The sequence below is a fragment of the Streptomyces sp. RerS4 genome (assembly GCF_023515955.1).
Taxonomy (GTDB): domain Bacteria; phylum Actinomycetota; class Actinomycetes; order Streptomycetales; family Streptomycetaceae; genus Streptomyces.
Map to the genome: position 1 here is coordinate 4,822,761 of NZ_CP097322.1, position 19,012 is coordinate 4,841,772.

The following is a 19,012-nucleotide window of genomic DNA, read 5'->3' on the forward strand; positions in this document are numbered from 1 at the left end:
CGCCGGGATTCCAGGGAGACGGCAGCCATGACCGTTACCGGTACGCGTCACGACCGCGACGGAGCCGCCCAGCCGCAGCGCTTCGTCATCAGCTTCGCGGGCTTCAACCGGCCCTGGGCCGCGTGGATCGCCCACCGCCTGGAGGAGCACGGCCACCGCGTCGTCCTCGAACGCTGGGACCCCCAGAGCAGCCCCGGTCTGACCGAGGCCCTCGACGACCTGGCACGGGCCGGCGGCCGGATCCTCCTCGTCCTCAGCGAGCGCTACTTCTCCCTCGCCGCACAGGCCGACGACGAGTGGAACACCGCCCTGCGCACCGTCACCGAGGCCCACCCCGACCGGTTCGCCGCCGTCTGCCTCACCGACGCCCCGCTGCCCAGCGCCGTCGCCGCGCTGGAGAAGACCGACCTGTGGGGCCTGGACGCCTACGAGGCCGAGTACCGCGTGCTGCGCCGGCTGGAGTTGCCCACCGACCGCATCGGCACGGAGTCCGGCCGGCGCGGGCCCCGCTTCCCCAACGACCCGCCCGAGGTCTGGGGCCGCGTCCCGCGCCGCAATCCCCGCTTCACCGGCCGCAACGACGTCATCGGCCGGCTGCGGGCCGCCCTCACCGAAGCCCCGCCCGGCGCCTCCACCGTCACGCTGCTCGGCCTGTCCGGCGTCGGCAAGACCCAGGTCGCCACCGAGTACGCCTACCGCTTCGCCTCCGAGTACGACGTCGTCTGGTGGGTGCCCGCCGAGGACCGGCCCACCCTGCGCGAACGCCTCGCCGACCTCGCGCCCGCCCTCGGCCTGCCGCTCGGCGCCGGCAGCTACGGCGAGCAGATCCGGACCGTCCTGGAGGCACTGCGGCGCGGGTCCCCGTACCACCGCTGGCTGCTCGTCTTCGACGGCTGCGACCACCCCGACGACCTCACCGACCTCCTGCCCTCCGGCGCCGGCGACGTGATCATCACTTCCCGCAACCGCGAGTGGGCCACCCGCCACACCAGCCTCGTCGAGGTCCCCCTCTACGCCCGCCCCGAGTCGATCACCTTCATCCGCCGCCGGGCCCGCCGGCTCACCGGGGAAGAGGCCGACCAACTCGCCGAGGCCCTGGAGGACTACCCCCTGGCCCTCGACCAGACCGCCGGCTGGCTCGCCGACTCCCCGATCGGCGTCGGCGAGTACCTGAACCTCCTGCAACGCCGGCTCGACTCCCACGAGGCCGTCACCCTCTCCGACGACTACCCGCTGCCCTTCCCGACCGCGCTGGCGATACTCCTCAACAACGTCCGCGAGAACTTCCCCGACGCCCTCGCCCTGCTGCGGCTGTTCGTGTTCTTCGCGCCCGGCCGGGTCCCGCTGCGCCTGCTGCGCGAGTTCCCCGCCGACGACGTACCCGAACACCTCGCCGGCATCGTCAACGACCAGATCCGCTGGAACGCCGCCCTCAACAAGCTCGTCCAGTTCTCCGTCGTCCGCCTGGAGTACTCCGACCTCTCCGTCGAGGAGGGCGGCGGCCTGGAAACCGTCCAACTGCACCGCATGGTCCACAACATCGTCCGCGAGAACCTCGCCGAGGACGAGGCCGCACAGCTCTCCCGCGCCGTCCGCCAGGTCCTCGCCGCCGCCGACCCCGGCCGCCCCACCGACTCCCGGCTGTGGCCCCGCTACGCCGAACTCGTCCCGCACCTGGAATCCGCCGGGGTCCTCACCAGCAGCAACCCCCGCATCCAGAACTTCCTCCTGCACTGCCTGCGCTACCTGATCCTCGCCGGCGAGTACCACACCTGCCTGCGCCTGGCCACCCGCACCGACGCCGTCTGGCGGGCCATGCTCGGCGACGACCACGACCAGGTCCGCGAACTCAGCTACCACTACGGCGGCGCCCTGCGCATGCTCGGACACTTCCGACAAGCCGAACAACTCGCCCGCCAGGTCGCCGACCGACTCCTCGCCGAACGCGGCGACCGCGACCTCGAAACCCTGCGCGCCACCAGCACCTACGCCGGCGTCCTGCTCGGCACCGCCAAGTTCGACCAGGCCCGCGTTCTGCTGGAGCACGCCTTCGCCACCTACCGCGAACTCCTCGGCGAGGACGACGCCACCACCCTCGGCGCCCAGAACAACGTCGCCGTCGTCCTGCGCCTCCTCGGCCGCTACCAGGAGGCCTACGACACCGACCTCGACACCCTGCGCCGCCGCGAACGGGTCCTGCACGTCCGGCACATCGCCACCCTCTCCTCCGGCATCGGCTGCGCCATGGGACTGCGCCTCATGGGCCGCTACCGCGAAGCCCTCGCCCGCCAGGAACAGGGCCTCAAACTCAACACCCAGGTCCTCGGCGTCAACCACCCCCAGACCCTGCGCGCCGAACACAACCTCGGCATGTGCCTGCGCCGCTCCGGGGACATCACCGGCGCCGGAGCCCGCCTGCGCGGCGTCCTGGAACGCTCCACCCGCGTCTTCGGCGCCGATTTCCCCTGGACCCTGATGGTCGCCTCCGACTACGCCACCTACCTGCGCGAATACGGGGACATCGAGGAAGCCCGCCGGATCTCCGAGGAGGTGGTGCGCGGCTACCAGTCCCAACTCGGCCTCGCCCACCCCTACAGCATCGGCACCGTCGGCAACCTCGCCCTGGTCCTGCGCGCCCAGGGCGAACGGGTCGAGGCCCTCAACCTCGCCGAACAGGCCCTCGTCGGCATGCGCGGCGCCCTCGGCGAACGCCACCCCTGGACCCTCGGCTGCGCCCTCAACGCCACCGGGCACCGCAACATCACCGGCCGCCTCGACGACGCCCTGACCCTGAGCCGCGAAACCCTGCGCGGAGCCGAACAGGTCCTGGGCCCCGACCACCCCATGGCCCTCAGCGCACGGACCGCGCTCGCCGCCGACCTGCGCTCCGTACGCGAGGACGCGGAGGCCGCCAAGCACGAGGACGCCGCCCTCAAAGCCCTCACCCGCACCCTGGGCCCCCAACACGTCCACACCGTCTCGGCCCGCCAACAGGCCCGCCCCTACTGGGACTTCGAACCCCAGCCGTAGGCAGCCGGAAGGCCCGGCCCCCCACCGAGCTTGGGTTCTAGTGGTCGTCGCAACACCCCAGCTCAGGGGATGCGGTGGACTTCAAGATCCGGGAGATCCGAACGGCTCAGGGGCCGAAGAAGCTTCTGCGTGAGCGGGAGACATACTTCCGGCTCATGCAGCAGGGCTTCAGCAACGAGCACGCATGCCAGATCGTTGGCATCAACGCGAAGACCGGGCGCCGGTGGCGCAACGGTCGGCGCGCGGACCGCAAGCAGAAGGCGGCACCACCGGTACGACCCGTGGTGCCGCCTTCTGGTGCGTCCAGATACCTGCGTGAGGACGAACGGATTTACATCGCCGATCGGCTTCGGGAGAAAGCGTCGATCCGTGCGATAGCCGCCGAGCTGGGCCGCAGTCCGTCCACGGTCAGCCGGGAGATCCGCCGCAACCGAACGAACGGGACCCGCGGCCTGTGGCACTACCGGCCCTACGCCGCCCAGGCCCGCGCCGATGCCCGCAGGCCACGCCCCAAGCCGGGGAAGATCAGCCAGAACCCTGAACTGCGGGGCTTCCTCCAGGCGTGCCTGGACAGGCGATGGAGCCCGCAGCAGATCTGCCAGGCTCTCCGAGCGACGTTCCCTGACCGACCGGAGATGCACGTGGTCCACGAGACCGTCTATCAAGCCCTTTACGTCCAGGGCCGAGGTGAACTGCGCCGCGAGGTCGCCCGCGCTCTGTGCTCGGGACGCACCCGCCGCAAGCCCCAGCGGCAGGCCAACTGCCGCCAGCCCCGCTTCAAGGACCCCATGGCCATGATCAGCGACCGGCCCGCCGAAGCAGAAGACCGGGCGGTGCCCGGACACTGGGAAGGCGACCTGATCATCGGCAAGGACAGTGGCTCCGCCATCGGAACCCTCGTCGAGCGTTCCACCCGCTACGTGATGCTCCTGCATCTGCCGAACGGCCGCAGCACCGAACTCGTCCGCGACGCCTTGGTCGACACGGTCAAGACCCTGCCGGCCCATCTGAAGCGATCCCTGACCTGGGACCAGGGCAGCGAGATGGGCCGACACCGCGAATTCACCCTCGCCACAGACATCCCGGTCTACTTCTGTGACCCGGCAAGCCCCTGGCAGCGAGGCTCGAACGAGAACACCAACGGCCTGCTACGGCAGTACTTCCCCAAGGGCACCGACCTCTCGGTCCACTCTCGCGAACACCTCGATGCGGTCGCGGCTGAGCTGAACGGCCGACCTCGCAGGACCCTCGACTGGGCAACCCCCGCTGCGCGTCTGCGTGAGCTGACAGCTTCCCTGAGCTGATCTCCGCTTACCTGGGATCGTCACTGTCCCAGGGATAGACAAAGGCGCCGGGCTGGACCCCCCATGCGTTGAGCACGATGGTCAGGTCAGACTCGTCCAGGACGTCAGCGGACCTGATGAGGGCTGCGCCGATGTCGTAGTCGAAGCCCTCAATGCGTTCGCCGTCGTACTCCCAATGCTCAAGGCGGAAGCCGCGGTAAGCGTCACTGCGGGCCCAGCCCTCGTCCCGAGCCTGGACATCGGGGTCCCTCTGCTCGGGTCGGATGTCCACGAATGCGCGGCGATCCGGCCGCGACGCCAGGACTTCCGTGACCAGCCTCCTGCCGAGGCGGAGCGCGGTCAGCTTGTCCGTCGGCCAGTCCGATCCCTCATCCATGAGGCCCATTGTGTTCCTGCCCGTGGAGGGCTGAGGAGCCGGGGCCGCACGGCGACCCCTGCCAGCACTCACCCCAGGGCCCATCGGAGCGAATAGTGCAAGCCTGAGGCCGACGCAGCAGTGGCTCGGCTGGAAATCCCAGCCGAGCCACTGCCTACACTGCTCGCCAGACACGCCAGTGATCACGTGTTGCGACGATCCCTAGAATCCGTCGAGGGGGACCGGGCCTTTCCGTTGGTACGGGGTGCGACGCGGCGGCTACGCCTCGAAGACCTCGTTCAGCAGCAGCTGCTGCTCGGCCTGGTGACGCTTGGCCGAGCCGACCGCCGGGGACGAGCCGTGCGGGCGCGAGATGCGCCGCAGGCGCTCGCCCGCCGGGACCTCCGCGCCGACCGCCAGGTCGAGGTGGTCGATCAGGTTCAGCGCGATGAACGGCCACGCACCCTGGTTCGCCGGCTCCTCCTGCGCCCAGATGTACTTCGCCGCGTTCGGGAACTTGGCGATCTCCGCCTGGAGCTCCGCACCCGCGAGCGGGTACAGACGCTCGATGCGGATGATCGCGGTGTCCGTGATGCCGCGCTTCTCCCGCTCGGCCTCCAGGTCGTAGTAGACCTTGCCGGCGCAGAAGACGACCTTGCGGACCGCGTTCGGGTCCACGGTCGAGTCGCCGATCACCGGGCGGAAGGAACCGCTGGTGAACTCCTCCGCCTTCGACGCCGCCGCCTTCAGACGCAGCATCGACTTCGGGGTGAAGACGATGAGCGGCTTGTGGTGCGGGTTGTGGACCTGCCAGCGCAGCAGGTGGAAGTAGTTCGACGGCAGGGTCGGCATGGCCACCGTCATGTTGTCCTGCGCGCACATCTGGAGGAAGCGCTCGGGACGCGCGGACGAGTGGTCCGGGCCCTGGCCCTCGTAGCCGTGCGGCAGGAGCAGCGTGACGCCGCTGGTCTGGCCCCACTTCTGCTCGGCCGAGGAGATGAACTCGTCGACGACGGTCTGCGCGCCGTTGACGAAGTCACCGAACTGGGCCTCCCAGAGGACCAGCGCGTCCGGACGGGCCAGCGAGTAGCCGTACTCGAAGCCCATGGCCGCGTACTCGGAGAGCAGCGAGTCGTAGACGTTGTAGCGCGCCTGGTCGTCCGCCAGGTACTGCAGCGGGGTGTAGTCCTCGCCCGTCTCCCGGTCGATGAGGACCGCGTGACGCTGACCGAAGGTGCCGCGGCGGGAGTCCTGGCCGGACAGCCGGACCGGGGTGCCCTCCATCAGCAGCGAACCGAAGGCCAGGGTCTCGCCCATGCCCCAGTCGATCGTGCCCTCGTCGATCATCGCCGCGCGGCGCTGCAGCTGCGGCAGCAGACGCGGGTGCACGGTGACGTGTTCGGGGATGTTGACCTGGGACTCGGCGATCCGCTTCACCACGTCCTGGGAGATCGCGGTGTTCACCGGGACGGGGAACTCCTGCGCGGTCTGCGCGGGAGTCACCGGAGCGCCGGCGGCGGGCTGCGTGGCGGCCTCGCGGACCTCCGCGAAGACCTTCTCCAGCTGGCCCTGGAAGTCCTGGAGCGCCTGCTCGGCCTCTTCCAGGGTGATGTCGCCACGACCGATGAGGGACTCGGTGTACAGCTTGCGCACCGAGCGCTTCTTGTCGATCAGGTCGTACATCAGCGGCTGGGTGAACGCCGGGTTGTCCGACTCGTTGTGACCGCGGCGGCGGTAGCAGATGAGGTCGATGACCACGTCCTTGTTGAACGCCTGGCGGAACTCGAAGGCGAGCCGCGCGACGCGGACCACGGCCTCCGGGTCGTCGCCGTTCACGTGGAAGATCGGCGCCTCGATCATGCGGGCCACGTCGGTCGCGTACATCGACGAACGCGAGGACTCCGGGGCGGCGGTGAAGCCGACCTGGTTGTTGATGACGACGTGGACGGTACCGCCGGTGCGGTAGCCGCGCAGCTGCGACATGTTCAGCGTCTCGGCGACGACACCCTGGCCGGCGAAGGCCGCGTCACCGTGCAGGGCGACCGGCAGGACCGTGAAGTCCGTGCCGCCCTTGTTGATGATGTCCTGCTTGGCGCGGGCGACACCCTCCAGGACCGGGTCGACGGCCTCCAGGTGCGAGGGGTTCGCGACGAGCGAGACCTTGATCTGCTCCCCGTCCAGGCCCGTGAAGGTGCCCTCGGCGCCCAGGTGGTACTTGACGTCGCCGGAGCCGTGCATGGACTTCGGGTCGAGGTTGCCCTCGAACTCGCGGAAGATCTGCGCGTACGACTTGCCGACGATGTTCGCGAGCACGTTCAGGCGGCCGCGGTGGGCCATGCCGATGACGACCTCTTCGAGGCGGGCCTCGGCGGCCGAGTCGATGACGGCGTCGAGCAGCGGGATGACGGACTCGCCGCCCTCCAGCGAGAACCGCTTCTGGCCGACGTACTTCGTCTGCAGGAAGGTCTCGAAGGCCTCCGCCGCGTTCAGCCGGCGCAGGATGCGCAGCTGCTCCTCGCGCTCCGGCTTGGAGTGCGGGCGCTCGATGCGGTCCTGGATCCAGCGGCGCTGCTTCGGGTCCTGGATGTGCATGAACTCGACGCCGGTGGTGCGGCAGTACGAGTCGCGCAGCACGCCGAGGATGTCGCGCAGCTTCATCATCGACTTGCCGGAGAAGCCGCCGACCGCGAACTCGCGCTCCAGGTCCCACAGGGTGAGGCCGTGTTCGGTGATGTCGAGGTCGGGGTGCTTGCGCTGCTTGTACTCCAGCGGGTCGGTGTCGGCCATGACGTGGCCGCGGACCCGGTAGGAGTGGATCAGCTCGAAGACGCGGGCGGCCTTCGTGACGTCGTCGTCGTGCGAGGCGTCGATGTCCCGGTTCCAGCGGACCGGCTCGTACGGGATGCGCAGCGCCTCGAAGACGTCGTCGTAGAAGCCGTTCTCGCCGAGCAGCATGTTCGCGACGACGCGCAGGAACTCGCCGGAGGCCGCGCCCTGGATGACCCGGTGGTCGTAGGTCGAGGTCAGGGTCATGACCTTGGAGATGCCCAGCTTGTTCAGGGTGTCCTGCGAGGTGCCCTGGAACTCGGCCGGGTAGTCCATGGAGCCGACGCCCATGATGACGGACTGTCCGGGCATCAGGCGGGGCACGGAGTGGACGGTGCCCAGGCCGCCGGGGTTGGTCAGCGAGACGGTGACGCCGGTGAAGTCGTCCATCGTCAGCTTGCCGACGCGGGCGCGGCGGACGATGTCCTCGTACGCCTGCCAGAACTCGAAGAAGTTGAGCGTCTCGGCCTTCTTGATGCCGGCGACGACGAGCTGGCGGTCGCCGTTGGGCTTCACCAGGTCGATCGCGAGGCCGAAGTTCACGTGCTCCGGCTTGACCAGGGTCGGCTTGCCGTCCTTCTCCGCGAAGGAGTAGTTCATCGACGGCATGGCCTTGATGGCCTGCACCATCGCGTAGCCGATCAGGTGCGTGAAGGAGATCTTCCCGCCCCGGGCGCGCTTGAGGTGGTTGTTGATGACGATGCGGTTGTCGAACAGCAGCTTCACCGGGACGGCGCGGACGGACGTGGCCGTCGGGACGTCGAGGGAGGCGTTCATGTTCTTCGCCACGGCGGCGGCGGGGCCGCGGAGCGTCACCAGCTCGGGGCCGGCAGGGGCCTCGGTGGAGGGCGCGGCCTTCGGGGCGGCGGGAGCGGCGGCGGCCGGAGCCGGAGCCTGAGGGGCAGCGGCCGGTGCGGCGGCCGGGGCCTGGGAGGTGACAGTCACAGCAGGGGCACCAGAGGGGGTGGCAGGAGCAGGGGCAGGAGCTGACACGGGCGCAGAGGTCGGCGCGACGGGAGACGTGGGCGCGGCGTCAGCCGCTCCGGTGGAGCCGGTGCTTGCACCGGCGCTCGCCGCCCCCGTGGCGGCGGCGTCGATCGCCTGCGTGACCCCGGCGGCGGAAGGAGCGGCCTGTGCGGAGGCGCCCCCCGTCGTCGCGGGCTTCTCGGGACCGTCCGACTTCACCGGAGCGCCAGCGCCCCCCGGCTTGTAGTCGGCGAAGAAGTCCCACCAGGCCCGGTCGACCGAGTTCGGGTCCTGGAGGTACTGCTGATAGATCTCGTCGACGAGCCACTCGTTCGCACCGAAGCCTGAGGCAGGGGTCTTCCCGCCTTCTGCTGATTCGGTCGTGGTGGTCGGGTTACTGGGGGACTGTGGCGACACGGCGGCAACCGCCCTCTTCCGCTTCACAAGGTATGGACAGCGGGAATAAAGGCTACGCCTCCCGGACGGTGTGATGCAGGCCGGGCGGTACTTCCGTCGTGCAGGTCACACCGAACGGCGGGTTTCGCCGCCTGGAATGGCGGGAAACCAGCCTGGTTCGGGTAGGGAACAGCCAGGTTGCGGCCCCCTGGCTTCGCACCCCTGACGATCGCGGGCACATGTGGCCGAGATCATGTCCTTACGACTCGAACCCTACGTCAAGACGAGGCCGGCGAGCTGCCCGGAAGGGTGACGAGGATGCGGCACCCCCGGGCCGATTCGGCCACGCCGATGTGGCCTCCGTGCAGGCCAACGGCCCAGCGGGCGATCGCCAGCCCCAGACCGGTGCCCCCGTCGCCGCCCCCGGAGGACCCCCGGTTGAACCGCTCGAAGACCCGGTGGCGCTCCGCCTCCGGGATCCCGGGGCCCTCGTCGACGACCTCCAGGGCCAGGCTCCCCGGCGCGTCGCCCGCCCGCGCCCGGACGGTGACCCGACCGTGCGGGGGGCTGTGCTTGACCGCGTTGTCGATCAGGTTGGCCACCACCTGGTGCAGCCGCTCCGCGTCCGCGTACGCCGTCAGCTCCGACGGGAACACGTCCAGGTGCAGGTGCACGTCGTTGCGGGTGTGCCCGCCCGAACCGGTGGACAGCCCCGGCCGGCCCGCCGCCGCGAGGCCCGACTCCTTGAGCACCCCCGACAGGTAGGGCCACACCTCGAAGCGGCGGGCCCGCAGCGGCACGACCCCGTTGTCCACGCGGGACAGGTCCAACAGGGTCTCCACGAGCCGGCCCAGGCGTTCCGTCTGCTTCAGCATCGTGCGCATGGTCTCCGGATCGGCGTTCGACACCCCGTCCACCACGTTCTCCAGCACCGCCCGCAGCGCCGCGATCGGCGTCCGCAGTTCGTGCGAGACGTTCGCGACCAGTTCCCTACGGTGCCTGTCCACGGCCTCCAGATCGTCCGCCATCAGGTTGATCGTGACGGCCAGATCGCCCAGCTCGTCGCGGCGGCCCGCCCCGCGCACCCGGCGCGTGTAATCCCCGTGGGATATCGCCCGCGCCACCGTCGTCATGTCGTCCAGCGGCGCCGTCAGTCCGTGCGCCACGAACTGCGTGATCAGCATCGAGGCGATCACCGAGAAGACCGTGATGAACCGCAGCTCGGTATCGGTGCGCAGGGCCACCAGCAGCAGCCCCGTCGTGATGAACACCGACACCACGACGAGCGTGCCCAGCTTCGTCTTGATCGAGAACGGCGAGAAGGGCCGCAGCCCCCCGGTGCGAGCACCGGCTCCACCGGAGCGGCTGACGCCGCGCCCTCGATCGCGTCCCGCGCTCACGACTGCGCCGGGGTCTCCAGGGCGTACCCGACGCCGTGGACCGTACGGATCCGCTCGGCGCCGATCTTCCGGCGCAGCGCCTTGATGTGGCTGTCGACCGTACGGGTCCCCGACGCGTCGGCCCAGTCCCACACCTCCGCGAGCAGCTGCTCGCGCGAGAGCACCGCGCGCGGCGTGCCCGCCAGGCACACCAGCAGGTCGAACTCGGTCGGCGTCAGGTGCACGTCCTCCGCCTGCACCCGGACCCGGCGCTGCGCGTGGTCGATCTCCAGATCGCCGAGGCGCAGCAGGGCCCCGCGCGGGGCGGTCGCGGCCAGCGTGGCCCGCTCCACCCGGCGCAGCAGGACGTGCACCCGCGCGGCCAGCTCCCGCATCGAGAACGGCTTCGTCATGTAGTCGTCCGCCCCGACGCCGAGCCCGACCAGCATGTCGGTCTCGTCGTCCCGGGCCGTCAGCATCAGCACCGGGACCGGCCGCTGCGCCTGCACGCGCCGGCACACCTCCAGCCCGTCGAAGCCGGGCAGCATGACGTCCAGCACCAGCAGCTCGGGCAGCCAGCTCTCGGCCGCCGCCACGGCGGCCGGCCCGTCGTACGCCGTCTGCACCTGGAAGCCCTCGGCGCGCAGCCGGGCCGCGATGGCGTCGGCGATGGTGCGGTCGTCCTCGACCACGAGCACGCGCCGCTGGGCGCCGGGGGTGGCCGCGGCGCCGTTGTGGGTGGTGTGTGTCTGTTCCATGTCCCGCCCCTGAAGATCCCGCGTGATAGGGGTGCAGCGTAGAGGAGGCACCGGCCTGCGGCCATGCGGGGTTCGGACAGGGGGATGCGGGCTGACGCCCGGGGACGCCCAACTCTCCTACGGGGCCGCGTCGAAGGCCGGGAGCCGGTCGAGTACCTTCTCCAGGGCCGGAGCGAGCGCCCCTTGGTCGCCGCGCACGGTGTGGCCGCCGTAGGTGAAGGCGTACGCGAATCCGTCGTACACGGGCGGATCGGCCTTCGCCTCCCGGGGCAGGCGGGCGAAGTCCGCCTCGCCCAGCGCCCGACGCAGGTCCGCCAGGGCGGCCCCCGTCAGCCGCCCGGTCTTCAGCACCTCGGCCTTGCCGTCGACCAGGGTCCACGAGCCGTCGGCCCGGACCAGCAGCCCCCTGGAGCGGCCGGCGAAGCCGCCGGTACGGATCACCGTGACGAGGTGCTCGGTCCGGGACTCGGGGGAGGCCGAGGGCGCGGGCGAGCCCGTGGGGCCGGGGCTGCCGGCGGGAGGTGTGGGCGTCGTGGGCGTGGGCGTCGTGGGGGTTGTGGGCGTCGCCCTCGCGGGGGCGCCGGGGCTCCCGGACGGCCGGGACGACGACCCGGCGGGCTCCGGGCGCCGCCGCCCGCAGCCGCCCAGCAGCGCCACCGCCAGCGCGGTCGCCGCCACCGCACCGGCCGCCCGTGGCGCCCGTACCGCTCCCGCCGTCCGCACCGTTCGCACACCCACCTCCGCGGGTCCCGCACCGAACCCCGAGTATGGAGTCCCCACCCCGCTACGGAAAGCACCCCGGAGACCGTCATCCGCCACCTGGCCCCCTGGCGCGCGCTGCCCCCGCTCCTCGCCCTCGTCCTCGGTGTCGTCGGCCTCGAACGCGGTCCCGGCGGCGGCAGCATGTGGCGCGACGAGTCCACCACCTGGCAGGTCGCCCACCGCCCCCTGCCCGAGCTGGGCGGACTCCTCGGACAGGTCGACGCCGTCCACGGCCTCCACTACCTCCTCATGCACGGGGTGTTCGCCCTCTGGGACGGCGGCCTGTGGGCCCTGCGCCTGCCGTCCGTCGTCGCCACGGCCCTCGCCGCCGCCGGGGTGGCCGCCGTCGCGCACCGCCTCGCCGGCGAGCGGGCCGCGCTGATCGCCGGCTGCGCCTACGCCGTGCTGCCGCCCGTACAGATGTACGCGCAGGAAGGTCGCTCGTACGCGCTGGTCTCCGCCGCCGTGGCGTGGGCGACCTACCTGATGCTGCGCGAGCGGTGGGTCGCCTACGGGGTGGTGCTGCTGCTGGGCTGCTGGCTGCACGAGTTCGCCGTCCTCGCCCTCCTCGCGCACGCGCCCACCGCCCACCGGGCGCGCGGCTGGCGGTGGAGCGCCGCCGCGGTCTGCGCCGGACTGCTGCCGTTGGCGCTGGTCAGCGCCCGGCAGGCGCAGGCGCAGCTGGGCTGGCTCGGGCGGCCGAGCTGGCAGGACTGGCTGGCCTACGGGGTCCTCGCGGCGGCCGTCCTGCTCCTCGCCCGGGGCTGCGCGCAGCGCGAGCTGGTCCGCGTCGCCGTCCCCCTCGCCCTGCTGCCGGCCGGGCTGCTGATGGCGGTCTCCCTCGTCCACCCCTGGTACGTCGACCGGTACGTCCTCTACGCGCTGGCCGGGCCCGCCCTGCTCATCGGGGCGCGGCTCGCCCGGACCCGGTCCTGGTGGCCGTGGCTGCTGGTCGCCGCGCTGCTGGTGCCCGCCGGCTGGTGGTCCGTCCGGCTGCGCACCCCCGAGGCCCGCAAGGACGACGTGCTCGCCGTCGCCGCCGCCGTCCGGGAGCGGGCCCGGCCCGGGGACGCGGTGCTGTTCATGCCGTCGCGCCGGCGCGAGTGGCTGCTGTCCTCCCCGGACCTCTACGCGGGCCTGCGCGACGTCGCCCTCGACCGCGGCCCGGCGGCCTCGCGCAGCCTCCACGGCACCGAACTGCCGCCCGAGCGGATCCGCGAGGCCCTGCTCCGCTCGCCCCGGGTGGTGGCCCTGCTGGACCCGGTGGGACAACCGCTGGACCCCTACCCCGCCGAGGCGGCCAAACGCGACACCCTGGCCGCCTCCTTCGAACGCTGCTCCGAGACCGCCGTCCGCGGAGCCCGGATCGTGGTGTACGCCCGCCCCGGCGACTGCGGCTGAACTCCGCCCCGGAGGAGCGCCGTCGAGTACGCGAGGATGAGCGGCGGGCCGCCCGTCCGCCACGCCCCAGGAGGTTTCGCCGTATGACCCCGTTGACACCGTCCGAGAACCCCGCCGTCGGGGCGGCGCCCGCGCCGGTGGCCTTGTCCGGGCCGCTGATCGGCGTCGAGCGGCTCGCGGAGCACCTCGGCGCGCCCGGCCTCGTCCTCTTCGACGCCTCCGTCGGCGCGCACCGGGGCGGCTCCCCGAGGCTGCCGGGCGCCCGGCCGTTCGACCTCGACGGGGCCCTGTCGGACCACGACGCCGCCGCCCCGCACACGATGCCCGGGGCGGACCGGTTCGCCGAGGCCCTGCGGGAGCTCGGCGTCGACGACACGGACGCGGTGGTCGTCTACGACGCCGCCGGGATCTACTCCAGCGCCCGCGCCTGGTGGATGCTGCGCGCCATGGGCTTCGACCGCGCGGCCGTCCTGGACGGGGGACTGCCGGCCTGGCGCGCCGCCGGCCTGCCCGTCGAGGACCGCCCGGCGGCCTACGAGGGCCCGCGCGGCTCCTTCACCGCCCGACCCCGTACCGGGCTGCTGGTCGACGCCGACACCGTCGCGCGGGCCCTGACCGATCCGGCGGCGGCGGTGCTCGACGCCCGCACCCCCGGCCGCTTCGAGGGCACCGCCCCGGAGCCCCGGCCGGGGCTGCGCGGCGGCCACATGCCGGGCGCGGTGAACCTGCCCTTCGGGGAACTCCTGCGCCCCGACGGCCTGATGCGGCCGGCCGCCGAGCTGCGCGAGGCCTTCGCGCGGGCCGCCGGGGACCGGGAGCGGCTCTACTTCAGCTGTGGTTCCGGGGTCACGGCCTGCGTCCTCGCGCTGGGCGCGACGCTCGCGGGCCACCGCGACACGGCGGTCTACGACGGCTCCTGGAGCGAGTGGGGCCTGCCCTCGCCGGCGCGGCCGGTGGCCACGGGCCGCGCGTAGAACTGCTGGTCCGCGGGTGTCCGGGCCGGGGGATAACCCCACCACCGGCTCGGGTACCGGCACCAGCGCGGAGCGTGACGGCCCCGGCCAGACTGACGGCATGGCATCCCACACCCCGTCAGACCGCCCCGCCCGCACGCCCCTGGCCGCCGCCGCCTTCGCCGTCACCCTGTCGGCGGCCGCCCTGCTGGTGACGGCCTGCTCCCCGGTGGAGCGGGTCGCGACCAAGAGCGTCGCCGCCGACGCCACGGTCGCCGAGGCGGTCACGGCGGTGGAGGTCCTCGACGCCCGCAGCGGCGACGTCGAGGTCACCACGGGCGGCGGGCCCGGGGTGAGCATCCGCCGCACCGTGCACTACCGGGGCGACGCCGTGCCCCGGCCCGGTCAGAGCGTGTCCGGCGGGGTGCTGACGTTCACCGAGGGCTGCGCGGGCACGTGCCGGGTCGACTACCGCCTGGAGGTGCCGGCCTCGGCGAAGGTCAAGGTCACCAACAGCAGCGGTCGGATCACCGTGACGGGCGTCGGCGCCGCCGAGCTGGAGTCGAGCTCCGGCGACGTACGGGCCGAGCGCGTCACGGGGCCACTGAAGATCCGTACCTCTTCCGGTGACATCACCGGCACGGCCCTCGACGCCGCCGAGACCGCGGTGCGCTCGGGCTCGGGCGACGCGACCCTGGACTTCACGCGGGCGCCCGCCGCGGTGTCGGTCACCGCGAGCTCCGGCGACGTCACCCTGAAGGTCCCGTCGGCCCCGTACCGCCTGGAGACCTCCACGAACTCGGGCAGCCGCGACCTCACCCTCCCCGCCACCCCCACCGCCCCCTCCGGCCTCACCGTGCGCACCACCTCGGGCGACATCCGGGTGTCCGCCGTCTGAGTGGTCCCTGCGTTGTTCGCCCCCGGCGAACGGGAGTTGGGGAACATTGTCGGGCGCAGAACCATTGAGTCGACATAGCTCAACTTCACTGCCGGAGGGAAGATCATGGCTTCGACGTCCGTAACGCTCACCCTGCCCGTGCTGCCGCTTGACGACGAGGTCGTACTGCCCGGCATGGTCGTCCCGCTCGAACTGTCCGACGCGGAGGTGCGCGCCGCCGTCGAGGCCGCGCAGGCCGCCGCGGGCAGCGGGGACAAGCCCCGGGTCCTGCTCGTACCGCGCGTCGACGGAACGTACGCCGGCACCGGAGTGCTCGGAACCGTCGAACAGGTCGGGCGGCTCTCCGACGGCGACCCCGGCGCCCTGGTCCGCGGCCGCGGCCGGGTCCGCATCGGCGCCGGCACCACCGGCCCCGGCGCGGCGCTCTGGGTCGAGGGGGAGACCGTCGTGGAAGCGCTCCCCGACCCCCTGCCCGGCTCCGTCACCGAGCTCGTCAAGGAGTACAAGGCCCTCGCCACCAGCTGGCTCAAGAAGCGCGGCGCCTGGCAGGTCGTGGACCGGGTCCAGCAGATCGAGGGGGTCTCCGCCCTCGCCGACAACTCCGGCTACTCCCCGTTCCTGACCGTCGCCCAGAAGGTCGAGCTGCTGGAGACCGCCGACCCGGTCGCCCGCCTCAAGCTCGCCGTCAAGGCGCTCAGCGACCACCTCGCCGAACAGGACGTCGCCGAGTCCATCGCCAAGGACGTCCAGGACGGCGTCGAAAAGCAGCAGCGCGAGTTCCTCCTGCGCCGCCAGCTGGAAGCCGTCCGCAAGGAACTGCGCGAGCTGGGCGGCGAGAAGGAGGGCGAGGAGTCCGACGACTACCGCGCCCGCGTCGAGGCCGCCGACCTGCCCGAGAAGGTCCGCGAGGCCGCCCTCAAGGAAGTCGACAAGCTGGAGCGCTCCAGCGACCAGTCCCCCGAGGGCTCCTGGATCCGCACCTGGCTCGACACCGTCCTCGAACTGCCCTGGAACGAGCGCACCGAGGACCGGTACGACATCCAGGGCGCCCGCGCCGTCCTCGACGCCGAACACGCGGGCCTCGCGGACGTCAAGGACCGCATCACCGAGTACCTCGCCGTCCGCAAGCGGCGCGGCGAGCGCGGCATGGGCGTCATCGGCGGCCGCCGGGGCGGCGCCGTCCTCGCCCTCGTGGGCCCGCCCGGCGTCGGCAAGACCTCCCTCGGCGAATCCGTCGCGCACGCCATGGGCCGCACGTTCGTCCGCGTCGCCCTCGGCGGTGTCCGCGACGAGGCCGAGATCCGCGGCCACCGGCGGACCTACGTCGGCGCGCTGCCCGGCCGCATCGTCCGCGCGATCAAGGAGGCCGGGTCCATGAACCCGGTCGTGCTCCTCGACGAGATCGACAAGGTCGGCTCCGACTTCCGCGGCGACCCGGCCGCCGCCCTGCTGGAGGTCCTGGACCCGGCGCAGAACCACACCTTCCGCGACCACTACCTGGAGGTGGAGCTCGACCTCAGCGACGTGGTCTTCCTCGCCACCGCCAACGTCCTGGAGGCCATCCCCGAGGCGCTCGCCGACCGCATGGAACTCGTCCGGCTCGACGGGTACACCGAGGACGAGAAGGTCGTCATCGCCCGCGACCACCTGCTGCCCCGCCAGCTGGACCGCGCCGGGCTCGGCGCCGACGAGGTCCAGCTGAAGGAGGACGCCCTGCGCAAGCTCGCCGGCGAATACACCCGCGAGGCCGGCGTGCGCACCCTGGAGCGGTCCATCGCGCGCCTGCTGCGCAAGGTGGCCTCGCAGCACGAGCTGGGCGAGCGGGAGCTGCCGTTCTCCATCGGCGCCGACGACCTGCGCGGCCTGCTCGGACGCCCGCACCACGTCCCGGAGTCCGCCCAGGACCCGGCGGAGCGGCGTACGGCCGTACCCGGCGTGGCCACCGGCCTCGCCGTGACCGGCGCGGGCGGCGACGTGCTCTTCGTCGAGGCCTCCCTCGCCGACCCCGAGACCGGCGCCGCCGGGCTCACCCTCACCGGCCAGCTGGGCGACGTCATGAAGGAATCGGCGCAGATCGCGCTCAGCTTCCTGCGCTCCCACGGCGCCGAACTGGAACTCCCGGTCACCGGCCTCAAGGAGCGGGGCGTGCACATCCACTTCCCGGCCGGAGCCGTGCCCAAGGACGGGCCGAGCGCGGGCATCACCATGACCACCGCGCTGGCCTCGCTGCTGTCGGGCCGCCAGGTGCGCACCGACGTGGCCATGACCGGCGAGGTCTCCCTCACCGGACGCGTCCTGCCCATCGGCGGGGTCAAGCAGAAGCTGCTCGCCGCGCACCGGGCCGGCCTGACCACCGTGATCATCCCCAAGCGCAACGAGGCCGACCTCGACGACGTCCCGGCCGAGGTGCTGGAGGGGCTGGAGGTCCACCCCGTGACGGACGTGCGCCAGGTCCTGGAACTGGCCCTCGCCCCGGCGGTGGTCTCCTTCAGCAAGGCCGCCTGACCCGCGCGGCACCCACCTCCCCGGGCCCGGGGCACCCGCTTCGGCGGGGCCCCGGGCCCCCGCCGTACCCGCTGCGAAATACTGACCTCCGTACCGGGAGGCCCCACGCCACCCGACCCACCAGGACTCACCCAGAGGCATCACGAAACGGAGCGGGACGTGCACGGGAGCGAAGACCAGGAGTTCCTTGCCCTGGAGCGGGAACTGTCCGTCTTCCTCCGGCGGGCCCGCGCCTCCTCCGGCGAGATGGCCCGCGCCCTCCACCCCGAGCTGGAGCCGGCCGCGTACGGGCTCCTCGTACGGCTGGAGGCCGCCGGCCGCCAGCGGGCCACCGAACTCGCCGCCTACTTCGGCGTCGGCAAGGCCACCATGAGCCGCCAGCTGCGCGCCCTGGAGGTCCTCGGCCTGGTGGCCCGCGAGCCCGACCCGGCCGACGGCCGCGCCTTCCTCATCGGACTCACCGAGGAAGGGCGCGAGCGCTTCCTGCGGGTCCGGGGCGCCCGGCGCGAGCGGTACATGCGCAAGCTCGCCGACTGGGACCGCGGCGAGGTCGCGGAACTGGCGCGACTGCTACACCAGTTGAACTCCGGCGAGGAGTGACAACCTCCTCCGCTCAGAGCTCCGCTCCGGTCAAAGCTCCGCTCCGCTCAGAGCTCCGCGTAGACCACCGAGGCGTCGTCGTGCCGCTTGCGGCGGGCCGACGGGCGCAGCGGGTCGGACTCGATGGCGCGGACCCGGCCGATCAGCCCCTCCGCGCCCTCCTTGCGCAGCACGTCCAGGCACTCGGCCCAGTCGCCCTCCGCGAACGTGTCCGTCCACCGGCTCGCCCCGTCCGTGAGCGCGGCCAGCGCCCGGACCTCCCCGCGCGGGGTGCGCCCGATCACCGCACGGGCCGCCACCTCCGGGTCGGCGGCCGCCGTGTAGAAGCCGCCGGCCGCGTTGCGCAGCGCGTCGGTGGCGGCCGTGGAGCCGAGCACCTCGCGCGGGATCCGGTCCAGCCGGTCGTCCAGCACCGCCGTCACCACGCCGCCGGGTCCGCGCAGCAGGAGCACCGAGTCGGAGAGCACCAGGTGCTCCACGTACGCCTCGTCCCAGCGCACTACGACCACCGTCGCCTGCGGGGTGCGGACGTGAGAAAGGTCACAGCTGTCGCGGTGGGCGTCGGCGGTGTCCGTGATGGCCTCGGCGAGGATCCGGTCCAGCGGCATGTCCCGCCGCGATCCGGACAGTTCGGTCAATCGGCCGCCCAAACGGGTCGAGAACCAGGCCACTCCGTGGACGCAGCCGTCGTCACCGCCGCGCGGCGGCGTCACCCCGTCGAGGACGACCAGGACGCCGCCTCCCGACGCAGGTGTCGCGGCCGACACCCAATCCTCATTGGGGCGTTCCGGGTTGCCGGGGGCCGTGGCCAGGTCGATGCGCATGCGGTCATTCTCCCCGCCGGCACCGGGCCGACGCCGAGTAGGTACGTACCAATGT

13 protein-coding genes are annotated in these 19,012 nt (G+C 72.4%); 7 read left to right on the forward strand and 6 right to left on the reverse strand.

The window, feature by feature from the left end:
• The first annotated feature begins 27 nt into the window (after positions 1–27).
• Together fxsT and M4D82_RS22545 are read left to right on the forward strand one after the other, a co-directional pair.
• On the forward strand, positions 28–3,030 hold the full coding sequence (gene fxsT / locus M4D82_RS22540; protein WP_249767766.1) for an FxSxx-COOH system tetratricopeptide repeat protein: 3,003 nt from the start codon (positions 28–30) through the stop codon (positions 3,028–3,030).
• 74 nt (positions 3,031–3,104) lie between these two features.
• A complete protein-coding gene (locus tag M4D82_RS22545) occupies positions 3,105–4,334 on the forward strand; it encodes an IS30 family transposase (protein WP_249767767.1) in 1,230 nt (409 codons plus the stop codon).
• A gap of 7 nt (positions 4,335–4,341) precedes the next feature.
• Here M4D82_RS22545 and M4D82_RS22550 read toward each other — a convergent pair whose 3' ends face one another.
• The 5 genes from M4D82_RS22550 to M4D82_RS22570 all read right to left on the reverse strand — a co-directional run bounded on the left by M4D82_RS22550 (position 4,342) and on the right by M4D82_RS22570 (position 11,746).
• On the reverse strand, positions 4,342–4,710 hold the full coding sequence (locus M4D82_RS22550) for a hypothetical protein (protein ID WP_249767768.1): 369 nt from the start codon (positions 4,708–4,710) through the stop codon (positions 4,342–4,344).
• Positions 4,711–4,968: 258 nt separating this feature from the next.
• Positions 4,969–8,898, reverse strand: coding sequence for a multifunctional oxoglutarate decarboxylase/oxoglutarate dehydrogenase thiamine pyrophosphate-binding subunit/dihydrolipoyllysine-residue succinyltransferase subunit (locus M4D82_RS22555; protein WP_249767769.1), 3,930 nt, complete (start codon positions 8,896–8,898; stop codon positions 4,969–4,971).
• A gap of 257 nt (positions 8,899–9,155) precedes the next feature.
• On the reverse strand, positions 9,156–10,208 hold the full coding sequence (locus M4D82_RS22560) for a HAMP domain-containing sensor histidine kinase (RefSeq protein ID WP_249772057.1): 1,053 nt from the start codon (positions 10,206–10,208) through the stop codon (positions 9,156–9,158).
• Between the two features lie 65 nt (positions 10,209–10,273).
• Positions 10,274–11,014 (reverse strand): response regulator transcription factor, encoded by a 741-nt coding sequence (locus tag M4D82_RS22565; protein WP_249767770.1) that lies wholly within the window; start codon positions 11,012–11,014, stop codon positions 10,274–10,276.
• A 117-nt stretch (positions 11,015–11,131) separates the two neighbouring features.
• Entirely contained in the window at positions 11,132–11,746 is a 615-nt protein-coding gene (locus M4D82_RS22570) for a hypothetical protein (protein WP_249767771.1), read from the reverse strand.
• 171 nt (positions 11,747–11,917) lie between these two features.
• On the opposite strand from M4D82_RS22570, the gene M4D82_RS22575 reads away from it, so the two are divergent.
• From M4D82_RS22575 to M4D82_RS22595, 5 genes are all read left to right on the forward strand, one after another.
• Positions 11,918–13,177 (forward strand): glycosyltransferase family protein, encoded by a 1,260-nt coding sequence (locus tag M4D82_RS22575; protein WP_249767772.1) that lies wholly within the window; start codon positions 11,918–11,920, stop codon positions 13,175–13,177.
• Between the two features lie 83 nt (positions 13,178–13,260).
• A complete protein-coding gene (locus tag M4D82_RS22580) occupies positions 13,261–14,151 on the forward strand; it encodes a sulfurtransferase (protein WP_249767773.1) in 891 nt (296 codons plus the stop codon).
• A 100-nt stretch (positions 14,152–14,251) separates the two neighbouring features.
• Complete coding sequence (locus M4D82_RS22585; protein ID WP_249767774.1) at positions 14,252–15,028, forward strand: DUF4097 family beta strand repeat-containing protein; 777 nt, start codon at positions 14,252–14,254, stop codon at positions 15,026–15,028.
• Between the two features lie 105 nt (positions 15,029–15,133).
• Positions 15,134–17,533, forward strand: a complete 2,400-nt coding sequence (gene lon / locus M4D82_RS22590) for an endopeptidase La (protein WP_249767775.1) — start codon at positions 15,134–15,136, stop codon at positions 17,531–17,533.
• Between the two features lie 159 nt (positions 17,534–17,692).
• Positions 17,693–18,133 carry a MarR family winged helix-turn-helix transcriptional regulator gene (locus M4D82_RS22595; RefSeq protein WP_249767776.1) on the forward strand — a complete coding sequence of 147 codons (441 nt, stop codon included), beginning with the start codon at positions 17,693–17,695 and terminating at the stop codon, positions 18,131–18,133.
• 47 nt (positions 18,134–18,180) lie between these two features.
• On the opposite strand, the gene M4D82_RS22600 is transcribed toward M4D82_RS22595, so the two are convergent.
• The gene (locus M4D82_RS22600; protein ID WP_249767777.1) at positions 18,181–18,957 is read right to left on the reverse strand and encodes a protein phosphatase 2C domain-containing protein; all 777 of its coding nucleotides are present in this window, start codon (positions 18,955–18,957) and stop codon (positions 18,181–18,183) included.
• Positions 18,958–19,012 lie beyond the last annotated feature (55 nt).

Coding starts and splice junctions, on each gene's coding strand:
- fxsT (WP_249767766.1), top strand. CDS start 28: ATGACCGTTACCGGTACGCGTCACGACCGCGACGGAGCCGCCCAGCCG.
- M4D82_RS22550 (WP_249767768.1), bottom strand. CDS start 4,710: ATGGATGAGGGATCGGACTGGCCGACGGACAAGCTGACCGCGCTCCGC.
- M4D82_RS22565 (WP_249767770.1), bottom strand. CDS start 11,014: ATGGAACAGACACACACCACCCACAACGGCGCCGCGGCCACCCCCGGC.
- M4D82_RS22575 (WP_249767772.1), top strand. CDS start 11,918: ATGTGGCGCGACGAGTCCACCACCTGGCAGGTCGCCCACCGCCCCCTG.
- M4D82_RS22580 (WP_249767773.1), top strand. CDS start 13,261: ATGACCCCGTTGACACCGTCCGAGAACCCCGCCGTCGGGGCGGCGCCC.
- M4D82_RS22585 (WP_249767774.1), top strand. CDS start 14,252: ATGGCATCCCACACCCCGTCAGACCGCCCCGCCCGCACGCCCCTGGCC.
- lon (WP_249767775.1), top strand. CDS start 15,134: ATGGCTTCGACGTCCGTAACGCTCACCCTGCCCGTGCTGCCGCTTGAC.
- M4D82_RS22600 (WP_249767777.1), bottom strand. CDS start 18,957: ATGCGCATCGACCTGGCCACGGCCCCCGGCAACCCGGAACGCCCCAAT.